This is a genomic window from Parerythrobacter lutipelagi, from assembly GCF_005434975.1.
GTDB lineage: Bacteria > Pseudomonadota > Alphaproteobacteria > Sphingomonadales > Sphingomonadaceae > Parerythrobacter_A > Parerythrobacter_A lutipelagi.
This window is the reverse complement of the sequence record NZ_SKCJ01000002.1, coordinates 412,485-434,823: the sequence shown is the minus strand read 5'-3', so window position 1 is coordinate 434,823 and position 22,339 is coordinate 412,485. Positions and strand designations below refer to the sequence as shown.

At 60.8% G+C, this 22,339-nt stretch carries 9 protein-coding genes; 2 read left to right on the top strand and 7 right to left on the bottom strand.

From position 1 onward, the window contains the following. Positions 1-92 precede the first annotated feature (92 nt). The 3 genes from E0502_RS10355 to E0502_RS10345 form a co-directional block, all read right to left on the bottom strand. A complete protein-coding gene (locus E0502_RS10355) occupies positions 93-1,529 on the bottom strand; it encodes an aldehyde dehydrogenase family protein (protein ID WP_137677936.1) in 1,437 nt (478 codons plus the stop codon). 24 nt (positions 1,530-1,553) lie between these two features. Next, positions 1,554-3,209, bottom strand: coding sequence for an acetolactate synthase large subunit (locus E0502_RS10350; RefSeq protein ID WP_137677935.1), 1,656 nt, complete (start codon positions 3,207-3,209; stop codon positions 1,554-1,556). A 139-nt stretch (positions 3,210-3,348) separates the two neighbouring features. Continuing rightward, complete coding sequence (locus E0502_RS10345; protein ID WP_137677934.1) at positions 3,349-4,287, bottom strand: D-2-hydroxyacid dehydrogenase; 939 nt, start codon at positions 4,285-4,287, stop codon at positions 3,349-3,351. A gap of 67 nt (positions 4,288-4,354) precedes the next feature. Here E0502_RS10345 and E0502_RS10340 point away from each other — a divergent pair, with 67 nt between their 5' ends. Further along, positions 4,355-4,948: a 2OG-Fe(II) oxygenase gene (locus E0502_RS10340; protein WP_137677933.1), complete on the top strand. Its 594-nt coding sequence runs from the start codon at positions 4,355-4,357 to the stop codon at positions 4,946-4,948. An 82-nt stretch (positions 4,949-5,030) separates the two neighbouring features. Further along, positions 5,031-5,294, top strand: a complete 264-nt coding sequence (locus tag E0502_RS10335) for a hypothetical protein (RefSeq protein ID WP_137677932.1) — start codon at positions 5,031-5,033, stop codon at positions 5,292-5,294. Here E0502_RS10335 and E0502_RS10330 read toward each other — a convergent pair. The 4 genes from E0502_RS10330 to E0502_RS10315 all read right to left on the bottom strand — a co-directional run bounded on the left by E0502_RS10330 (position 5,291) and on the right by E0502_RS10315 (position 22,314). After that, the gene (locus E0502_RS10330) at positions 5,291-5,731 is read right to left on the bottom strand and encodes an RES family NAD+ phosphorylase (RefSeq protein ID WP_161593763.1); all 441 of its coding nucleotides are present in this window, start codon (positions 5,729-5,731) and stop codon (positions 5,291-5,293) included. The genes E0502_RS10335 and E0502_RS10330 overlap by 4 nt on opposite strands. Then, a complete protein-coding gene (gene cysS, locus E0502_RS10325) occupies positions 5,728-7,176 on the bottom strand; it encodes a cysteine--tRNA ligase (RefSeq protein ID WP_137677930.1) in 1,449 nt (482 codons plus the stop codon). Before cysS ends, E0502_RS10330 begins: the two co-directional genes overlap by 4 nt. 49 nt (positions 7,177-7,225) lie before the next feature. After that, entirely contained in the window at positions 7,226-20,404 is a 13,179-nt protein-coding gene (locus tag E0502_RS10320; protein WP_137677929.1) for a hypothetical protein, read from the bottom strand. Positions 20,405-20,553: 149 nt separating this feature from the next. Then, entirely contained in the window at positions 20,554-22,314 is a 1,761-nt protein-coding gene (locus tag E0502_RS10315; protein WP_137677928.1) for a ShlB/FhaC/HecB family hemolysin secretion/activation protein, read from the bottom strand. Positions 22,315-22,339 lie beyond the last annotated feature (25 nt).

Genomic DNA, 22,339 nt, shown 5'->3' with positions numbered 1-22,339 from the left:
ACTCTAGAACAGTGTTCCACTTGTTCCACATGCACCAAAACGCGAACACGAGGACAGTGTCAGATGTGTCAACACCCCCTCGGCGTAACGTATCAGTCGCGCCGGATCACCAGGTTCCGAATCTCGCTCATGTCTTCCATCGCGAAACGGATGCCTTCGCGGCCCAGACCGGAGTCCTTCACCCCGCCATAAGGCATGTTGTCGACCCGGTAGGATGACACATCGTTGACCACCACGCCGCCGACATCGAGCACGTCCCACGCATCGAGCACCTGGTGGATGTCGCGCGTAAAGATACCGGCTTGCAGACCGAACTTGCTGTCATTGACCTGTTCCAGCGCCTTGTTGAAATCATTGAACTTGAACAGATTGGCGAGCGGCCCGAACGCTTCTTCCGTGTTGGCATCGCAATCGCGCGGCACACCCTCCAGCAGGGTGGCTTGCAGCATCGCGCCGTCTCGCTCGCCGCCGCACAGCACTTTGGCCCCGGCTTGGACGGCATCTTCGATCCAGCCGTGCAGGCGGGTCGCTTCCTTCTCGGAGATCATCGGCCCGATGAAGGTATCGCGTTCCTTCGGATCGCCGGCGACAAGCGTGCCGGCTTTCTCGACCAGCATATCCTTGAAGGTGTCGTAGATGTCCTCGTGGATGATGATGCGCTGCACTCCGATACAGCTCTGGCCGCTCTGGTAGAACGCGCCGAAGATGATCCGTTCGAGCGCGTGATCGAGATCGGCATCCTTGTCGACGATGACCGCTGCATTGCCGCCCAGTTCGAGCACGACCTTCTTCTTGCCGCAGCGCGACTTCAGGTCCCATCCGACACCCGGCGAGCCGGTAAAGCTGAGCAGCTTGAGCCGTTCGTCAGTGGTGAACAGGTCCGCCCCGTCACGGCTGGCAGGCAGGATGGAGAACGCACCTTCGGGCAGCACGTCGCATTCGGCCAGAACCTCACCCATGATGATCGCGCCAAGCGGGGTCATGCTGGCGGGCTTCATCACGAACGGGCAACCGATCGCAATCGCAGGGGCGATCTTGTGCGCCGCGAGATTGAGCGGGAAGTTGAACGGTGAAATGAAGCTGCACGGACCAATCGGCACGCGTTTCCACATCCCCATATAGCCTTTGGCACGCTCGGAAATGTCCAGCGGCTGGACCTCGCCGTAATTGCGCACCGCCTCTTCCGCGCCGATCTTGAAGGTATCGATCAGCCGGTCGACTTCGCCCTCCGCATCCTTGATCGGCTTGCCCGCCTCGACACACAGCGAATAGGCGAGCTCGTCATACCGCTCCCGAAACCGCTTCACGCAATGCTCGAGCACATCGCGCTTCTCGTAACTCGCCAAGCGCGCCATCGGTTCGGCCGCCCGCTCCGCCCCGGCGATCGCTTCATCGATGATGTCGGGCGTCGCCAACGCGGTGCGAAACGCAACCTCGCCGGTGTATTTGTCCGTCACCGCGAGATCGGTGTTCGGCTGCGCTGCCTTGTTGTTGAGGTAGAGCGGATATGTGTCTTTGAGCTTCACCATGTCATCCTCCAATACACTTCAATCTCAGAGCTTTGCGGAAAGTTCCTTGATGTCGTGATTGAGGATCTGGTCGTTCTCGCTGTAGTCGACCGGGCAGTCGATCAGGTGGACTCCGTCGGTCGAAAGGCAGGTGTCGAGCACTTCCTTCAGGTGGTCCGCGCTCTCGACCCGGTGGCCCTTCGCGCCGTAGCTTTCCGCATACTTCACGAAATCGGGATTGCCATAGGTCAGCCCGTAATCCTTGAAGCCCATATTGGCCTGCTTCCAGCGGATCATGCCGTAGGCATCGTCGCGCAGGATCAGCACGGTCATGTTGAGGCCGAGCCGGACCGCGGTCTCCATCTCCTGGCTGTTCATCATGAACCCGCCATCTCCGCAGATCGCCATGACCTTGCGCTCGGGATAGATCATCGAACTCATCATCGCGCTGGGCAGGCCCGCACCCATCGTGGCAAGCGCATTGTCGAGCAGCACGGTGTTCGGCAGGTAAGCGGTGTAATTGCGCGCGTACCAGATCTTGTAGACCCCGTTATCGAGACAGATGATCCCGTCTTCCGGCATGGCATCGCGGGTCGCCTTGACCAGATGCGGCGGGAAGATCGGAAAGCGCGTGTCGTTGGCCAGCGGCTCCCGGTGGGCCAGCTCGGCCTGATGATATTCGAGCATGCGACCGAAGTCCCACTTGCCCTGTTTTACGATGTCTTCCTTGATCTGCCAGATCGCGTTGGCGATATCGCCGATCACTTCGACCTGCGGGAAATAGACCGGATCGACTTCAGCGGTGCGGTTCGACACGTGGATCACCGTCGCACCGCCCTGCTTCATGAAGAATGGCGGCTTTTCGATCACATCGTGCCCGATGTTGACGATACAATCGGAATCTTCGATCGCGCGGTGGCAGAAGTCACCGGCAGACAGCGCGGCGCAGCCAAGGAACAGCGGGTGCCGTTCGTCGAGCACGCCCTTGCCCATCTGCGTGGTGACGAAGGGAATTCCGGTCTTCTCGACCAGCTGATAGAGCATCCGCCCCGTCATGGTGCGGTTGGCACCGGCACCGATGATGAGAACCGGCGACTTGGCCTTCTCCAGCTCTTCCACCGCCATCCGCACTGCCTTCGGCTCAGCCGACGGCCGGCGCGCGACAGATGCCTTGATCGGCTGGCTGTCGGTCATTTCTTCCGCAATATCTTCGGGGAACTCCAGATGGACAGCGCCCGGTTTTTCTTCCTCCGCCAGGCGGAAGGCCTCGCGCACCCGGCTCGGGATGTTGTCACCTGCGGCCAGCTGATGCGCGTATTTGGTGATCGGCCCCATCATGTCGACCACGTCGAGGATCTGGAACCGGCCCTGTTTCGATTTCTTGATCGGCTTTTGCCCGGTGATCATCAGCATCGGCATTCCGCCAAGCTGGGCATAGGCACCCGCCGTCACGAAATTGGTCGCGCCTGGTCCGAGCGTGGCAATGCAGACGCCGGTCTTGCCGGTGTGGCGGCCATAGGTCGCCGCCATGAAGCCTGCGCCCTGTTCGTGACGGGTAAGAATCAGCTTTATCTGCTTGCTGTTGGAAAGGCTTTCCAGAAAATCGAGATTCTCTTCGCCCGGAACCCCGAAAATATACTCGACCCCTTCTTCCTCAAGGCAGTCGATAAACAGATCGGAAGCTTTTTTCTTGTCGGCCATCGCGTATGTCCCCCTCGCGGCGCCAATCAAGGCACCTGGTCAAAAACTCGGACGCGACCGCAGGCGGTTCGGGAATCCCTGCCGCTCTCGGATCAACGGGTAACAAAAGGCGGCGCGCGAGTCACCGTTCTTAAGCAAATCAATATCCTCGCGCCGTATCGAACAGAGGATGCAGCTCCTCGTCCTTCATATACGCATCGAGATTGGCGAGGAATCGTTCGGCCGAACGGCGAAACATGGAGTTCTGCGCGCGGCCCGAAAGATGCATCGTGACATGGGCATTTTCGAGGCCCCACAGCTTGTGATCGGATGGTAACGGCTCCGGCGTGCAAACGTCGAGCAACGCTGCACCGATCGATTTAGCTTCCAGCGCGCTTACCAGTGCATCCTGCTGCACCACTGTGCCGCGCGCGATGTTCACCAACACCGCGCTGTCTTTCATCGCGGCAAGTTCCTCCGGGCCGATCATGCCGTCGGTTTCGGGCGTGGCGGGGACAGCCAGTATCACCCAGTCGAATTCGCGCAATCTCGCGCGCCATTCGTCCGGACCCAGAGCACCGCCTGCCGCCGAGCGGCGCACCGGCACGACTTCGACCCCCAACCCTTCCAGCCGCGGTCTGATCTGCTGGCCAATCGCCCCGTATCCGAGCAGCAGCGCGCGCGTGCCGGGCAATTCCAGCTTGCCGGGGCTGTCCTGCAGCCATTCGTTCCGATCCTGCGCGCGCACGACATCGCGATAGCCCTTGGCATGCACCAGCATCATCATGGTGACATATTCCGCGATAGCGACCGCGTTGATGCCCGCCCCGTTGGTGATCTTCACACCGCGCTGATGCAGCACGTCGAGCGGCAGGAAATCGAGCCCGGCATAGATCGAATTGAGCCATTTGAGATTGACCGCCAGCTTCACCGCTTCGATCATCGGCGCCTGTTCGTTGAGGTCGAACCAGCCGATTTCGGCGTCAGGTGCGAAAGCGTGCATTTCTTCAACCGAGGCAAAGAAGCGCGCATCGACGCCGTCCGGGATATGCGGCTCGACCATCGGGCGGATCAGAGCGCTGAGAACGGCGATGGGCATGGCGGCTTGTTTCCTCTCGTTTGTTCGCACTTGACCGCAAGGCGGCCCGGACCGCAAGGCTAAAGCCATGCTGCCACGCCATGCGACCTTCGATGATCTGCTCAGCGCAAGCGATGCCTCAGCCTTGCTCGATAATGTGCTTGGGCAAGAATGCGCCTTTTCCGCGTCGCAGGTGACATCAGCCGAAGGGCACACTGTCGACCTTGGCCATCGCAACGCAGCCTCGCTCGATATCGACTGGAATGCCGAAGGAAGCGCTTTTCGCGCGGCAGTCCGCAACACGCTGCCGGCGATCTTCGAAGCCACGGGTATCCGTCCCTTCTCGCCTGTCACGCTTGAACTGGAATGCGTGGCGCACCGCGATGGCGGCAAGTTCGGTACGCATATCGACACGCTGACCGACACGCAGCGGCAGGACAGCGACCGGATCGTCAGCGCCGTGTATTATTTCTACCGCGAACCGAAGCCCTTTTCAGGCGGCGAACTGGCGCTTCATGCCATTGGCGAAGATGAGAGCATTCATGTCGAGCCGCGACACAATCGACTGGTGGCTTTCCCCTCGTTCGCCCCGCACGAAGTCATGCCGGTGACGGTGCCCGGCAATGCCTTCCCCGATGCACGGTTCTCGATCAATTGCTGGCTGCGCCGCAAACGCGGTTGAAGCCCACATCTGTGGGATTGGCACGGCGGCACGGTACGCCACACTGGTTTCTCATGAAATCGAAGAGCGGATGGATGGTTTTATGCAGTCCGTCCAACCAGTCGGACGCGCGCAGTTTTTGCCGGGCAGCAACCGGGTCAATCTCTCGATCGTAAAGCCCGACCAGTATCGCAGCGCGGTCATCGATTGGATCGCAGTGGATTCGCGGGAAGTAAGCGGGCAAATCGGCGAGAATTACGCCGTGCAGATCGATGGCCTGCAACGTCCGGTCGATTGGGTGCGGTGGGAACAGCTCGATGTGATGCTGTTCGTCCCCTACGAGCTCGAAGTAATCCCGCGCGGCTAGCCGCCCTGAGGCAAACTCAGGGTTTGCGCGAAATCGAACGGCCGGATGGTCAGTGGCGGCACGGATGCTGCGCCGGCATGGCCCGGGTTGAGCAGCACAATGTCCGCCTCCGGCAGGACGGCGGATTGCACCGCAGCAAGCAAGGATCGTCCCGAGCGCAACCAATCGTCGCCGAGGCGGCGCTTTTCCGCTTGATCGGCCACAAACGGCAAGCGCTCGGGCACGGCATCCACTTCAGTCCAGCCGAGGACGTAGTCGCGATCGATCCCGGTCAGGTCACGGGGAAGATAGCGCAGCACGACCAGCACAGCGAGACCCGGCTCCGATGCGAAGTTGACCACCGGCAGCCCCGGCGATGTCCAGCGCGCACCGTGCTTTTCCGGCCCCGACCCGTCGAGCGCGACAAACGGCGCACGCGTGAGCCGCCAGAGCTTCAACCCAGCTTCCAGTCCCAGCCCAGCGGATCACCGTCCATCACTTCGACGCCCTTGGCCGCCAGGGATTCGCGAATCGCATCGGACGCGGCAAAATCTTTCGCCACGCGGGCTTGTTTGCGGCGGATCAGTTCGGCTTCGATTTCAGCCTCGGTCATTTGTGTGTCCTTCGGCCGTATCCGCAGGTCCGTCCGCTTCAGATCGAACAAGTCGAGACCAAGGACGTTGTCCATATGCTCGATCACGGCCCGCTTGATTCCGGCATCGACTTTCTTGACGGCCAACGCGTCTTCCAATGCGGTCAAGGCAACCGGCGTGCCAAGGTCGTCACTCATTGCATCGGTGAATTTCGCCAGTGAAGATGCGAATTTGGCGTGGTCGATCGTCGGGGCAGACACCGCATCCGACAGGCGCTCCACCGCCATCACCATCCGTTTGAGGCGGGTCAAAGCGGCAGCGAGCCCGCCCCAACTGAATTCCAGCTCGCTGCGATAGTGCGCCTGCAGGCACATCATGCGGTAAGCCAGCGGATGATAGCCTTTGTCGACCAGCAATTGCAGCCGCAGAAACTCGCCTGCACTCTTCGACATCTTGCCCGACCGCTCGACCAGGAAGTTGTTGTGCATCCAGATTTTCGCGCCGGAGTTTGCGGCCTCGGACAAGCTGCCACAGCCGCAGAACGCCTGGTTTTGGGCAATCTCGTTCGGATGGTGGATTTCGCGGTGGTCGATCCCCCCGGTATGAATGTCGAGCGGAAAGCCGAGCAGATTGCGGCCCATCACCGAGCATTCCAGATGCCAGCCGGGTGCCCCTCTGCCCCATGGGCTGTCCCATTCCATCTGCCGCGTTTCACCCGCCGGTGTCTTGCGCCAGATGGCGAAATCGGCCGCGTTGCGCTTGCCTTCGACGGTGTCGATTCTGCCTTCGCCATCGTCGGTAACCGCCCGGGCGAGCCGCCCGTAGTCCGCGACGCTGGAGACATCGAAATAAAGCCCGCCATCAAGCTCGTAGCAGTGATCCGGCGCGATCTTTTTGCCCCACTCGATCATCGCGTCGACATAGTCCGTAGCGCGTGGGTGCTGGACAGGGCGGTTGTTCAAACGGGCCAAGTCACGCTCGAAATCCTCCTGATAGAAACGCGCAATATCCCAGGCGGACTTGCCTTCACGGGCCGCCATCTTCTCCATCTTGTCCTCACCCTCGTCGGCATCGGAGGTCAGATGGCCGACATCGGTAATGTTGATGACGTGGCGAAGGGAGAAGCCTTTCCAGCTGAGGGTCCGGCCCAGCGTGTCGGCGAACACATAGGCCCGCATATTGCCGATATGCTGGTAATTGTAGACTGTCGGGCCGCAGGTATAGACCCGCGCCTGACCGGCATGGACCGGTTCGAATATCTCCAACTCGCGGGTCAGGCTGTTGAACAGCTTGAGAGGGGTGTCGCTCATGGCTGCGCGCCTTGCACGCGCGTTTGCCCAGAGGTCAAGACGTTAGCGCCTATTCGGCCGCTTGCGCCAGGCACACACCGTTCTCGTCGCTTTCGCACTCGTCCTCGTCGCCGGAGTCAAAGTCCCACAGGTCTTCATTGCCAGCACCGGTAACCGGCTCGTCGATAAGTGGATCATCCCGGCGCAGCGGATCTTCGCGCAGTTCGACCAGCCCCGTGTCGATCGTTGCGGTATCGACGGGATCGTCCTCGATTTCCTCGTCGATCAGATCGCGCAGCGGGTTGTCGCCCGGCCCGATATCGATGGGAATAACGATGCAGCTCGAGGGATTGGCGATCAGGCATCCGTTGATGGTCGAACCGGGATCGAAACTGCTGCTGATATCGGCCAGCGGTATCGCATCGATCCCCGTATTGCCGGATATGACCCCGTTAATCACAATCGGCTGCACACTGCTGCTCGGGTCGGAAATGAGCAACTGATCCACTGTAAAGCCGCGGCGTTCATCGAACGCGGTTCCCGGGACCGTGTTCTGGATGAAGACATCGCTGGCAATCGTCGTGATGTCGAGCGTTCCTGCCCGGATGACACCCTCAGGGATGTCGAGCCCATCGCTGTCCGCCAGCCGCGCGTCTATGTCTTCGATGCTCAACCCCTGAATATCGGCGAGAGCGGCCCCGGTCATTGCATAGAAATTCTCCGCCTCGATCAGGATCGAACCGGTGTAATCTCCGGTACCGGCTTGCACTTCGAGCAGACCGGTTTCTGCATCGAGGAACACATCACCGGAAGCGAAAAGGCCGAGTTTCGTGTCAACGCCCGCATTGCTGACGATTGCCTCCCCAATTACGTCGATCGAGGAGCCGATTACAAAAAGGCCTCCGCCCTGTCCGATATTCCCATCGGTCGCATCTGAGGCCGCACCGGCAATAACGGACAGCTCATCAATTGTGACCGGGAGCAAGCCTGTGTCAGAATCGCCGGAAATCAGGCTCACACGGTCGCCACTGAACACGCGCGAAAATTCGTCATTGTCGAGCTGGTAGTCTGATGCCCCGCCCGCGCCGCCCAACGTCGCCGAACTGGCGCGGGAGTTGAAATTGATCGCTTGCGTCCTGTCGCTTTCGCCAATGGCCCCGTCGGAACCGATCACGATGTCGCTTGAGAAAACATCGATTGATATGCCGCTCGCCAGAGCCTGCACATCGACGAGATTGCCAGCGTCGACGCTCAGATTGCCGCCCGCAACGACATCATCGGAGATCACGATATCGCCGGGCGAGGAGAGCAGGATATCGGCTGTCGCGCCTGCCCCAGCTGCAGTAAGATTGCCAAGCGTGCTGATATCGATGCCGCCATCGTTCGCAATCGATGACACCACCAGATCCTTGGTAGAGCGAAGCAACACACTGTTGCCCTCGGCGGCAAGACTGCCGGCCAGATCGATCTCGGTGTCGACTGACACCGGACCGGCGACAGAGATCAACGACGCGTCGAAGCCGATCAATTCGTTCAGCACCACGCCGTCATGACCCGAAATGGTGATTGTGCTGCCGGACGCAGTTCCCGTGGTGACCGACCCGAACTGCGCCAGTCCGTCCGCTTCGACGGCAATTGCATCTCCGGCATCGAGACTGTCAGCAAGAGCATCGCCGCCTGTCACGAGATCTATGTCGCTGCCCGCCGATGCGCTGGTGAATTGCGCGTCGCCCGCAGTAGCGATGACTATCGAAGTGCCGGCAGCAAGGCTTGTTCCGCTGAAGCTTTCCCCGCCAATGGAGATTTGCGTACCGGCATCAAGGGAGCCGGTCGATACATCGGTTGCAGCGCTCAATGCGATCGAACCGCTTGCTTGCGCATTGCCGAGCAACAAACCGCCGACATTCGCGATCCCCGTGATATCTCCGCCGGAAGCAACACTACCCACATCGACAGTGTCGCCCTCGACAGTCGCATTGCTGCCAGCGTCGATGGAAAGCCCGACCAGCGGACCGTTTCCGGCAAATACCGTGACGAAGCCATCGGCCTGAAGATCGGCGAACGAAACGGTCCCGTTGCTGCTGGATATCGAGATGTCGGTCCCGTCGCCGCCAATCACGTCTTGCAAGGTGATGTTGCCGCCCGCTGTGATCTTGGCCGGACCGGCGGACATAATCACGTCCTGCAAATCGACCGTCCCGCCTGCAAGGACATCCAGACCATCGCCAACGAACATCTCGGTGCCGGCAATCGAACCAAGCGTCGCTTCGAGAAACGCACCGTTTCCGGTTGTTACTGTGCCAGTGCCGAGAATGTCACCGCTCTGCGCGAGGAAATCGAGCGCGTCAGCAACATCGGTCGTGCCATGGCTGATCGAGCCACCAGCGGTGGCGATGAAGTCGCCCCCCTGCACATCGGTGGCCGTGAGGACGATGTCGTCAGCCGCATCCAGCGTCAAACCGCCGCCGATCGTCATGGTTCCGCCAATCAGGATCGATCCGAACGCATCCATGCTGCTCGCCCCGGCGCCAGCTGTGACGGTCGTGCCCGCAATGTCGCCATTGCCGACCGAAGTGTTCGGCGTGACTGCAGTCAGAAGGTCGATCGAACCGCCTGCAATCAGCGTCACGAAATCGATCTGGCTCCCTTGCACGTCGATCAGTCCGCCTGCGGTCGAGTTTCCGAGATTGACGATGTTGCCGGCGACGATCTGGATATCTCCGCCGGTGATGATCGAGTTCAGTCCAGTGGTGAAATTGCCGTCCGCGGTGCCAGTGAAATCGGTCCCTGCTTCCGCATGATCGGCGAGTATATCGCCGGTGGCGCCAAGAGTGATCGACCCAAGCGCGATGGTGTTGGCGAGCGAAATGCCGCCTGCTGAAGCAGTGACATCGACGGATCCTCCGCTCAGCAGATCAGTCACGCTGACAGCGGATCCTTCGAGCGAAACATCGCCGGCTGCATCGACGGAAACGCCTTGAAGCGTGCTGCCAGCGCTCATTTCGACCAACGCCGATCCCGTTGCCGCAACAAAGGATATCGCTCCCCCTGCATCAACCAGGAAGTCGCCACCCTGAGCTTCCAGCGAACCAAATGCGATGTCACCGCTCGCGTTCAACGCGATGCCGCCGCCGACCGACACGGTTCCGTTACTGGAAACATTGCCCGCTGTTGCGGTGAGCGCGAGATCGCCGCCAATTGTGCCATTGTCGAATGCGACCGACTGGCCGGTGATGCTGGTTTTCCCGCCGCTGATGGCATTGACGAGGGTCGGCGTGCCGCTGGCTGTGATAGTGATGTCCGCCGCTGTTTCGACCGTTCCGAACGACGCGTTACCCGCCGTCGCTTGCGCATCGACTGAACCGCCTGCAGTAATATCGTTGAGCGCTATCGCTTGCGCAGTCAGCGAAACATCGCCGTCGCTTTCGATATCTCCCGGGCCGCTGTTTGCGCCAATCACGCCATTGGCCGCGATCAGCGTGATTCCATTGGGCGATTGCAGCAGGTCGAACAGAATATCGCTGCCGCTGGTCAGTCCGATCAGATTGGCAGAGGCGTTGCCGATGGCAATCGAGCCGCCATCGAGTGACAGCGATCCCGCCGCGGTCAAATCCCCGCCGGTGATCGCACCGACTGCAAGCAGGCCGATATCATTCCCCGCAGTGATCGTTCCGATATCGATAGTCGAACCGGAATCGGCGGTAACATCGCCTGTCGCATCAATCGCTCCGAATACGACTGATCCGCCGTCGAGGCCGACATTGTTGGCCGTATCGGTGAAGCCCAGTTGAGCCAGCCCGCCGGCCGAAAGATTGATGTCGGTGCCCGGTACGATGATCGTCCCGATGTCAATATTGCCGCTCGCCGAATAGTTCACCCCACCGATGCCGACTTCAAGCGTACCGATGTTGATGTTGCCCGGAACGCTGAAGAATCCTTCCGGCGCATCACTAACGTCCGCAACTGTGGTGAGTTCTCCGCCAGTTACGATCGAGGCAGCATTCAAATCCTGCCCCACGGTGATCCCGATATCGCCGGTGCTGGTCAGGCTGGCTGAACCCAGCAGACTGCCCGCAGCTTCGATCAGGATGTTGCCGCTTGAAATGGTCGCATCGAGCAGATTCACATCGCCGGAAATGCTGGTCGCACTAAACACATTGGCGGCATTCAGCGTGGTCGCAATGCCGCTGGTGCCCATAACGATGTCGTTGCGCGTGGTGATCAGAATGTCATTGGCATCGACGGTGCCTTGCTCGACAATCGCCTGGATCACGTCATTATCGCTGTTCTGGCCGATAGCCAGGACGTTGTCGGCGGCAATATTGCCGACGCAGATGTTCCCTTGCAGACAGGAAGCAGAAAGCAGGCCCGCATCGTCCGACTGGATCATCCCGGTCATCGGCGCGCCATTGATATCGAGCGCGATGGAACTGGCGATAAAGTCACCCGCAAGGCCATCAATCGCCCCGGCCGAAGCGATAATCGCGCCATTGTTGGCATCGAGCGTACCGCCAACGACAAGCGATGCCACCGGAGTAAGCGGGACCGACAACAGGTTACCCAGCCCACCGGCCTGGAGCTCGAGTGCGGCAACGCCGTTGAACGGATTGCTCGGGTCCGGCGCGGTCGCCGGATTGCGCCCGCTGACCAGCGAAGCGCCTGTCTCGACAATGATGTCATCGCCGGTCTGCACGCTCAGCCGGTCATTGGCCACGGTGGTTGAGCCTGACGCAAACACTGCATTGCCGCCCGATCGGACGGTAATGTTGGCATAGGAATCCACCGTTCCTGTGATCCGCGCTTCCGCCGCATTGTCATAGACAGGCGAGAAGAACGGATTGAGGCCCGCATCGATCGTGATTCCGCTGAAGTTCGAGCCACCCTGCGGCCCTGTGGCGGACGCATTGTTGACCAGAACATTGCCGCCGGCAGTAATGATCAGGCCAGGCACGGAGCGCACGTCATCCACGTCGATATCCCCGCTGGCGAGCAGGAACACTTCATTGCCGGAGAGGATCGATCCTGCCTGAGCATCAATCGAACCGCCGAGCGCCTGTGCCAAAATGTTCCCGCTCACGTCGAGCGACAGGGTACCGGCAGTGTTGTTGCTGTGTGTGACAGTGATGCCGCCAGCCGAAGACAGCGTCGCGCTGCCACCGACAACGATCTGCTCCGCACCGTCGAGCGACAGGACAAGATCGCCAATTGTCGAGGTGAGATTCAGGTCACCCGCGATGCTGCCCCCGCCCAGGCCGACAGAGGCGCCGGTGATCGATAGATTGTTGCCTGCGTCAAAACTTCCGATTGTCGGCGTTCCCGCCGCAACCACAGTGATATTGGTCGCAGCCGTAATCGCACCGAAACTGGCATCGCCTGAAATGGCATTCGCGGTCACAGACCCGTTGACCGAATTGGCGGACAAAATGTCGATACTGGCAGCGTTGATTGTCAGCACCCCGTCGGCGGCAAATGCGCCCCCGGCCAAGGCTCCGCCCACCTGAATGTTGGCTGGACCCGCCAATGCAGTAAACGAAGCGATATCGGCGTCCCCGCCAACTGTCAGCGCAGTGCCCGGACTTACGACATTGGAGGAAAGATCCCCCGCCGTCAGATTTCCGCCGACAGTCACCGTCAACTGGTTGCCCGCAGTCGCATCGCCGATATCTGCATCAGTGCCGGCGTTGACGGTTATGTCCGAAGCATTGGCTGTCCCGGTGGTCAAAAGATCGCCAGTGGTGACTGATCCTGATGCGAGCGCAGAAATGCCGAAAATCGTGTTGGTCAGGTTGCCGGTCACTAGGTCCCCGGCAGTCGCCTGAAGCACGATCGGACCGTTGATGAGGACCTCGACATCGCCCACATCGATGCTGTTCGCGAGGATATTGACTCCGTCATCGGCAATAATATTGCCGCCGCCACTGACCGAGCCAACGTCGATATCGATGCCTCGGCCAGCTGTCAGCGAAGCGAAAGAAAGCGCTCCGCCTGCATTTAGATCGATCGCGATCCCTCGGATGTCGCGGCCCAGTGCGTCGACGTTGCCGAGTTTAATGTCGTTGCCAGCAGTGACGGTGAAAATCCGCGTCGTTACGTCATCCAGAATCACATCCGTTCCGGCCGTAAACTCCGAGCTTGCGGTAGCCTGTTCGGTTGTAATCGTGCCGCCAAGGATGTTTCCTCCGGCATCGAAGGTCATGGTGTTGGTAGATGATGCAGACGAGAAGGAAATGTCGCCGCCGGCATTGGCGTTGAACAGGCCGTTCGCGGTGAGGCTGCCAAACCCGATATTGCCAGTCGCGTCGAGATCGATTGCACCGCCGACGGTAATGACACCCGCCCCCGACACGTCGCCTGCCGTCGCGTCGAGGATCAGGCCGCCTGCCAAAGCACCCGAATTGAGCGTGACCGAACTGCCGCGCAGCGTCGCGTTGAAATTGTTGGCGTTCCGGACCGTATCGACCACAACGACGCCTGTTGCGATGGCCGAGATTGTGTCCGCTGCGTCGATGGTTGCGACGTCGATATTGCCAGCCGCAGTCAGGAACACGCCGTCATCTACGGACTGCGCGACCCCGGTCAGGGTGATGTCTCCACCAGCATTGATGATCGTCCGGTCCAGTCCGCCGCTGCCTACCGGCGCGGTGTTGACAGCATCAACGCCGGTCACATTGGCTGCCGCCGTCAGCGACAGATTTGCATTGCTGTTTTCAATCCGGTCAAAATCGATATCGGTCGCGGAATTGACTGCGATTCCGCCTCCAGATTGAATCAGTCCGGTGAAAAGCACCCCGCCGGTGTTGGATGTAACGCTCAGCAAGCCAGCGACATCCGACGTGTCCAACGTGATGTCAGCGGCTGTCAGCGTGGCATTGGCGTTAGCTCCGATTGCATTCGCATCGATCGAACCGACCGCCGTAACCGTCAGGCTATCCTTGGCAAAAACGGTCCCGGTAAAGGTAATGTCGCCCCCGGCAGTGAACACATGGTTTTCATTGAAGATGGTGCGGTTGCCGGTGCCGGCGGTGGAACCCCCGACTATGTTGGCACCGGCATTGAGGTTGATCTGACGCGAACTCGTCAACGTTGTGAAGTTGATATCGCCCGCCGCGTCGAGGTCGAATGCTGCACCTCCGGAAACATCTCCGAAAATGTCGAGATTCCCCCCAGAGGCATTGGCCACCAATCCACCGACCAGCGAACTTGCGCCGAGTGAAATGATCGGCGCGTTGATGGTCACCGTGTTGCCGGTACCAAAGACGGTGGTCGTCACTCCGGCTATGTTCGCAGTGGTTCCGGCCGTGACATTGACATTGTCGAAAGCCGTCAACTGCTGCGCATCGACCGCTCCACCAGCCGTCAGATTTATACTGTCGTGAGAGTCGATCACGCCGGCAACCGTCACATTGCCCGCGGCGTTGAAGGTCATTGATTCGTTGCCGAACGTGTCGGTTCCGCGTTTCACACTGCTACCAAGCAGGAGATTTGCTGCAGAATTTACGATCACGTTGCCGTCGGTAACAACCGAGTCGAGAATGATATCGCCGTCGGCAGAATCGAGGAACGATCCGGCCTGGACTGCGATATCGCCAATAGTGATGCTGGCGGCGTCGACATCGATGAAACCCTGCACATCGGCGGACCGAATTGTTGCGTTGCGGATGACGTTGATGATGACATCGCTTGCAACGCCCGCCGCACCATTGCCGGTGATGATCGAATCGGTTTCGAAGGACCCAGCCGTTATCTCGACATCATTTATCGTGCTGAACGATGTGACCACGACATCGCCCGGCGCCGTGATCTGCACATCGCGCGGACGACTGGTGTTGATGTTGCGATCTGTGCTCGCGAAACTGCCGGTCACATTGCCGGCAGTCGTTGTAAGAAACACGCCTGCACCTGTCAGTGTGTCAAACACGATGTCACCGGTCGCAGCGACATCGAGGAACGCCTCGGTGTTGATCGTACCGAGCGTCATTCCCCCGGCCACGGCATCAAGCAGGATATCGTTGCCGACCAGCGTGGAAGCATCGGCACTGCCGAGAATGATGGACGTGCCGGTGATAGTGATCCCGCCGCCGCCGGCCACGCCATTGAAGATCGTCGCGTCGCCAATATTGACCGCGCCCGCTGCGGTTGCCGTGATGCCCGTCGCGCGCAGCGAAAGCGCGTCCAACGATCCGCCGCTGGTGATCGTCAGCTCGTCGATCGCAGCAACATTGCCGAGCGTCGTGTCGCCTCCGGCGTTGATCGCAATCGACTCATTGCTGACGAACCCGCCCTGGTTGATGGTGATATCGCCTGCGCCTAGCGTAGTCCCCGCATCGATCCGTATCGGGCCGTCGTTGATCGCCAAATCGCCGATCGAGATCGCCTGTGTCGCATCGAGGTCGACCCCGGCCACGGCGGTCAAAGAGCCAATCGGCCCCGAAGTGATGCTGCCGTTGGTCGCGTTGAGCGTAAGTGCGAACTCGCCCGCATCGAAGATATTGTCATTGCCCGCAGCAATCGTGTCGAAAGCAATATTCTGCGCGGTGATCGATACTTCTCGGGAAGCGGTGATGATCGAATTTGCGCCCGCGTCGAAGTCGAGCCCGGCAGTCGCCGTCAGATCATTGCCGATATCGAGCGAATTGACCGGCCCCGTGTTGTTGGTGTGCGTCAGCAGAATATTGCCCGCGGCGTTGAGCACCGCGTTGTTGCCCACAACCAGTTGACCGTCACCGTCGAAGTCGAACACGATATCAGCGCTAACATCGGCAACCATGTTGTTGGTGACAGTGATCGGGCCGCTATCACTGCCAAGCGTCAGCGAAGCCGTGCCGGCGGTGGTGCTCGTGCCAGTCGCTGTGACCGTAAGGTTCGTCATGCTGATCAGGCCGGCCGGATCGGCCGAACCATCGGTAATGGTGATCTGCCCTCCTGCTGTCGAACCTGCAATCGTGCCGCCACCTGCGAGGCCGCTTGCATCGATTGTCACCGTGCCGAGCGTGATGATCCCCGGACTACCGTCGAACGTTTCGATTGTAGGCGTGCCGCCGACACCGGTGCCGCCATTGCCTTGCGCACCCAGTACAACTGCCAGATCATCGCCGCCGGTCCCGCCTGTGCCGCCAACACCCTCTGCAACAAGCGAGATAGCGCTGCCATTAATAGTCCCGCCCACCGCTCTCAACCGCGGAGAACCGCCGGTGCCGGTGCCGCCGTCGCCGCCATTGCCGGCGCTTCCACCGGAAACCATATCGATCCCGCCACCGGTTCCGCCAAGGCCGCCCGTACCCGTGGCGGATAGCAAGAAGGGATCGCTCGTCGCCTGGAGCAAGGTCAGTGTGGAACCACTACCAACCTCGAGGATGATTTCGCCGCCAGTTGCGTCGCCACCTGTGCCGCCGTTTCCGGCAATCCCACCATTCAGGTTGGTGCCGCCGCTGCCGCCGGTGCCGCCCGTTGCGTCGGCATCGAAGATAACAACCTGGGGATCCAGATCGTAGCTTGCGCCAACACCGCCGATAATAAATGCGGCGGTGCCACCATTGCCTGAGCCGCCGGAAGCACCGGCGCCGGAGAATTCATCCGAGCTACCGGAACCGCCCACACCGCCCGTACCGCCTCGTCCGCCCGCCTCGATGCTTGCATCAGCCAGATCGGCGAGCAAGGGGCCGGTGCCTGAGACAGATAGCACGGCCGAGCCACCGGTTCCGGTACCGCCGATGCCGCCTGAGCCGCTAACCTGGCCATTTCCGCCGGTGCCACCGGAGCCGGCCGATCTCACTACCAGATCGACAATCGTCGCAAGGTCGTTTTCCGCGATGACCTCGGAAGTTCCGCCGAACCCATCTCCTCCAGCGCCGCCCGAGCCGCCAGTTCCGCCATCGCCGCCCGCTCCGCCGATGCCGCTGGTATCGGTTTGCAGAAATGTCAGCCCGACAATCGTGCCAGTGGAATTGAACGATGCTGTCCCGCCGGTGCCGGTGCCGCCCGTGCCTGCCGCCCCGAATGACACGCCCGATCCGCCATCTCCGCCGAGGCCGGTGGCCGTCATCTCGATCGAATCGACGGTCAGTGTGCCGCTGTTGTCGAGGACGATAGTGCCGCCCGTGGTCGAACCGCCCTGCAAACTTTCCGAAAGCGCAGTAGCGGCGCCGCTATCATCTCCGCTCGCGTCGAGTTGCAGGCTGTTTGCGGACAGGCTGCTGCCTGCCGAAACGTTGACCGTAATCGTGCCGCCCATGCCGGAACTGGTATCGAACAGGCTGAAATTTTGCGCTTGGGCAAATGCCTGAACAATGTTGGCGACAGAAATATCACCGGCATTGCGCGCGGCAATATCGATCGAGCCGCCGGTCGTGTTCGCGCCGTTGGCGCTAACGTCGAGAAGTAGCCGACCGGTATCGAAGTCGAGCAGCGAACCGGCCCCGTCCGAGATCAGCGAGATGCTACCCCCGGTCCCCGCACCGAATGATCCGGCCTGCGCCGAAGTTGTTCGCCGCGCGCGAACGCTGCCGGTAAAGCCCGTCGCAGACAGGGAAACCGTACCACCATTTGGCCCGGCCAGGATTTGTGCACCGTCAAGCGCGGCAATGGAAATAGAACCGCCCGCCCCATCGCCTGCATCCCCGTCAATGTCAGGCAAAGCACCTGCTGTGAATCCGTTGCCCCCTTCACCTGTGGCGGAGATTACAAGGCCGCCCGTTGTGTCGAAGGAATTGACCGAGCCGGAGACCGTTAGCGATACATTGCCGCCGATCCCCAGACCGCCGTTGCCGCCAACCACGCCCACAGTTCCGGTCGTAACGCCCGAGGTCCCACCAACACCTTGGGCAAAAATGGAGACGTCCGATGCTGCTGTGCTGGTCGTCAGCAAGTCGATCGCAACGTTTCCAGCCTGTGCATTGCCACCATCACCGGTGAATGCATTATCGGCTCCATTGCCGCCCAATCCACCAACTGCCGTGGTGTCGATTGAAATCGCACCAGGCTCGAATACACCGCTATCCAGATCAATCAGGACATTACCGGCTCGGGCATTCCCGCCTGCGCCGCCACTGCCACCGACACCGGCTGCCCCGCCAACACCGCCCACGGCGGTTGCGGTAATCTCGAGCGAGGCCAGGCCGATGAAATCGGAGACACCTGTCAGAGCGATGTCTCCGGCGGTCGCCGTGCCGCCATTGCCGCCAGGGGGTGAGCCAAAGCTGCGTCCACCATTGCCACCCAAGGCATCCGAAGTGAGAGCAATGAGAGGTACGTTGATCGTGGCACTGTTCGCAAAGGCGATCGAACCGGATGTGGCGTCCGGCGCGTCTGCTGTCGCTTGAAGTCCCGACGTTGCAGTCGCACCGCTGCTGAGACGGATCTCGGCAGCGTTCAGCAGGCCATCGACAAGCGTGAACCGGATGTCGCCGCCAGTGGAGTTTCCTCCGACAAAGGGATCGAACCCGCCAGAAGCCGGATTTACAGCCGCTCGCCCAGACGTGTCTGCGGATATGGTCCCACCAACCAGCAAGCGGCTGTTCTGACCGGTCATGTTGAGATTCACTGTCCCGCCCTGAGCGGTCCCGGCAAGTGTTTCCCCGAAACCTGCCTGAGCAAAGGCCTGCAAGCTCAGGTTTCCGCCGGCGATGATCTCTCCGCCTTGCGACAGGTCGATATTTATCTGACCGCCGATTGCATCCCCGCCGACGCCGCCAGTGTTGGTGTCGTTGGTGCCGACAGCTTGTACGCCGACAGTCAGATTTCCTCCGACGATCAGCCCGCTGAAACTCGTGTCATCGTTTCTTCCGGCATCATCGACCGTGATATTGACGGTGCCGCCAGTCTGGCCATTGCCAGCCAGGGCAAAGAAATTGTCAGCAGCGAAAATGCTCGAGCCGCCGGTGGCGCTGATGTTGAGCTCGCCCTCCGAAATTATGAAAAAGTCGGATTCATTGGCCGCGTTGCCGACTGTCAGCGTCTGGTTCTGGCCATCGAGTTTGATCGACGTTTCGCCAAATGCACGCATCAGCGTGCTTGAGGTAAAGGCACCCGCGCCCAACGCGATATTCCCCGAGCCGGGTTTGCTGTCCTCGCCCGAAGTCAAAAACACCACGCCATTACTGATGCTGGCTGCCGACGCGTTGTCATATCCGATATTACCGCCCACCAGCATGGTGACGAAATCGTTCTTCGCCACCGAAGCCATCGAAATCGCGCGGGTCGGATTGTCGATTGGCGTTGCACCGCCCGTCGTGCCTGTGTGGACGATGCCATTGGCATCTTCCGTGCCCACACTGACCGACATGTCGAACAAACCGCCTGTCACAATCAGCTGGCCCTGTTCCGCGCCGACATAAGACACATTGCCGGTTGCCCGGACATTGCCGGCCTGCTCGATGCGCGGTGCCCACATCACGACATAGTCGCCCGCATTCACGGCAGCGCCGTTCTCGATCATGACCTGACTGCCGGGCTCGCTCACGCCGAGAAAATTTAGCTCCGTCCCGAGCTTGTCGATCTGCGCCAGATTGCTGGTCGTCAGTACAAGCCCGCCGACATTGAATGCGGCGGTCGAACTGACCAGAATGCCGCCTGGGCTGTAAAACCACACATTCCCGCCAATCGGCCCGGCATCCGATAGGCGGCTGGTTACAGTCCCTTCAAACGCGATCCCGCGATAGACGCCCGATGCATTGGGCGTCCCGAAGATCCGGTTGAGGACAGTGTAATCGGTGCCGGTTCCGACGAATTCCAGCTCGGTCCCGGCTGGCAGGAAATTGATTGCATCGGTCGTGCTATCGATTGTTGCAGTATCGAGCGTGGTCCAGTTGAGCACGGCTTCAGTGCTTCGCACTTCGACCTGATCCTTGGTCGATGAACGGTTCACAACGACAGAACCGGATTGGACCGCGACGGTGCCTTGGGCGGATACAGTGCCGTTCGCGCGCGCCGCGACTTTAGGCTCCGGACCGGAAACCGAAGTGACCGATCCCTCGATAGCGGCGATCGTCTGGTTGGGCATGCCGCCGCCGGTATTCGGTGCCGGCAAGGACCCTGCGGGAATCGCGCTGCCGCCAGACGGCGGGCTTGCAGTGGGACCGGGCACGACCGGCGCATCCAAGGTCATGCCCAGATCGGCCATGTACGGTGCGCTCGCGATCGTCCGGACTTCGGGCGTAGCGCGCATTTGCAGGATCGCTCGGGAATCGATCGGTTGCGGCGCGGGGCGCGCGGCGGGCATCGCTGACTGGGCGTGGGCGGACGGACTCCACACGCCGGCAAGAGCGACGGCCGCTGCAAGCGCCGAGCAGCCGCGAAGAAGCGGAGAGCGCTTCCTCCCCCTCGCCAAAGCTTTCGGGTTCGAAACCCCTGTGCGTTTGTTAGTCATACAGTCCTCTCTGCCCATCGTTCGGTGTGCCCTGTTCACCGGAACCACGGGGCCAGTTGGATCGTCAGATTGACCAGCAGGCGGAAGTCTCCGCGCTCGGCCTGAAATGGCGCGCGTTCCAGGGGAACGGCGCCGAAAACGTCGAGAAACAGCCGCTGTCCGAGGTTAGCCCTCAGCCCGCCACCCAGCGAACTGATCGTTTGCGGGTCACCTGCAACATTCTTCGTGCTGACCGCCATCAAGTCGAAAAACGCGTAGCCCTGAAACGCTTTTCCGCCGGGCGCATCCGGGACCAGCGAACCATAGGCCACTTCGACCTGTCCGCCATACCCGCTGTCCCCGATGACCGCGCCCGGATCGAACCCGCGCCCGACCGTATAATTGCCGCCAGAGACCTGCTCGAAGCTGAGCAGTGCATCGGGCGAGTACTGGAACCGCGGTGCGAAGCTGAGCTTCCACAAAGGCGTGGGCCGCAGGTCGATCCGCGCCTCCCCGCGCAAGGAAAGGCCCGAAGGATCACCATCGAGCCTTGAGATTGGCACCACACCGGGGGCAGCGCAGGCCAGAAAGCCGGTCGATGCCGGTCCGCAATCATTGCTTGCGCCGAGGAAATCGAGACCCTGCCGCAATTCGAGCGAACCGGCGATCCCGAACCGAGGTTCGATCCCGCTGTATCCGCCAGCGCCGCGCAGGCTTGCGTCATCGATTTTGTTGAAATCCAGCCGCGCATAGGCGACGCGCAGCTTGTCTTCGCTCAGTGGAACGCCGGAAAAATCGGTCTGCTGGTCAATCAGATCGACCCCGACACTGCCGAACAGGTTCATCGCCTGCGTCCGCTTGAACGGATAGCTCGCATAGGCCGAGATGATGGTCGTATCGGATTCGAACGGATCGGGACCGACGAAATCGGGCCGCGACCAGGCAGTGGTGTACCCGGCACCGAATTTCAGTCCATCGCCGCCCACACGGAATTCATGGCTCGCCTGCAATACGACCTGTTCCGACGTGTCGGCTGTCGAATAGGCACTCAGTACGGTCTCGTCGCCCAATCCGGTGATACCGTTGAAGCGCATCCGCAGCAGTCCGCCAAACCGGCCGACCGCTTTCGAGCCGAAGTTCTGGATGTTTGCGTCGGAATAGAACGGCGTCCGGGTGACGTTGATGATGCCCACCACATCCCCCGGCTGCGCACCGGCTTCGCGCGAGGCAGGCTGAAGCACCAGCCGGACATCGAGACCGGGTATGTCGCGAGCGAGCAGCAAGTAGCGCTCAGCCTCGTCGATATTGAAAACCGGCTGGCCGGTCAGCTGATCGATGTAACGTTGCAGCGCTTTGCCCGATGGCCCCGCTTCGCCGCGCACTTGAACTGCGCTCATCCGGGCGAGCACCGCGTCGAACTTCACTTCTCCGCCGTCGACCGCCTGAACCGGCACCTGGACCGCTGCGAGGTAGCCTGCGCGGCGCAGGATCGTTGCAGCCCGATCGCGAATTTCGCAGATCGCGGCTACCGGCAGTTCCTGGCCGATCTGATCGGCATAGGCAGGGCGAACAACATCGGCACCGATTGCGTCGAGGCCGGTAAAATCGGCGCCGGTGAAGGTGAAGCGAATTTCAGCAAACTGCGGATCGGCCAAAGGGCATGGAGCGCGCTCGACCGTACCATCATCGACAGTCACGGCCTCCCCTTGGGTCTGCAACCTGTCTTCAAGCTGATCGCGGCGGATCTCCTCGCGTGTCGTGGGAACCGGGCCTGTCTGCGCTACGGCGATGTCAGGCACAGTGACAGCGGTAATCAACGGCGCCGCAATCAAAGCAAATGTC

Excerpts from the sequence above, each read along its gene's own strand:
- E0502_RS10355 (WP_137677936.1), bottom strand. The coding sequence starts at position 1,529 with ATGGTGAAGCTCAAAGACACATATCCGCTCTACCTCAACAACAAGGCA.
- E0502_RS10350 (WP_137677935.1), bottom strand. The coding sequence starts at position 3,209 with ATGGCCGACAAGAAAAAAGCTTCCGATCTGTTTATCGACTGCCTTGAG.
- E0502_RS10345 (WP_137677934.1), bottom strand. The coding sequence starts at position 4,287 with ATGCCCATCGCCGTTCTCAGCGCTCTGATCCGCCCGATGGTCGAGCCG.
- E0502_RS10340 (WP_137677933.1), top strand. The coding sequence starts at position 4,355 with ATGCTGCCACGCCATGCGACCTTCGATGATCTGCTCAGCGCAAGCGAT.
- E0502_RS10335 (WP_137677932.1), top strand. The coding sequence starts at position 5,031 with ATGCAGTCCGTCCAACCAGTCGGACGCGCGCAGTTTTTGCCGGGCAGC.
- cysS (WP_137677930.1), bottom strand. The coding sequence starts at position 7,176 with ATGAGCGACACCCCTCTCAAGCTGTTCAACAGCCTGACCCGCGAGTTG.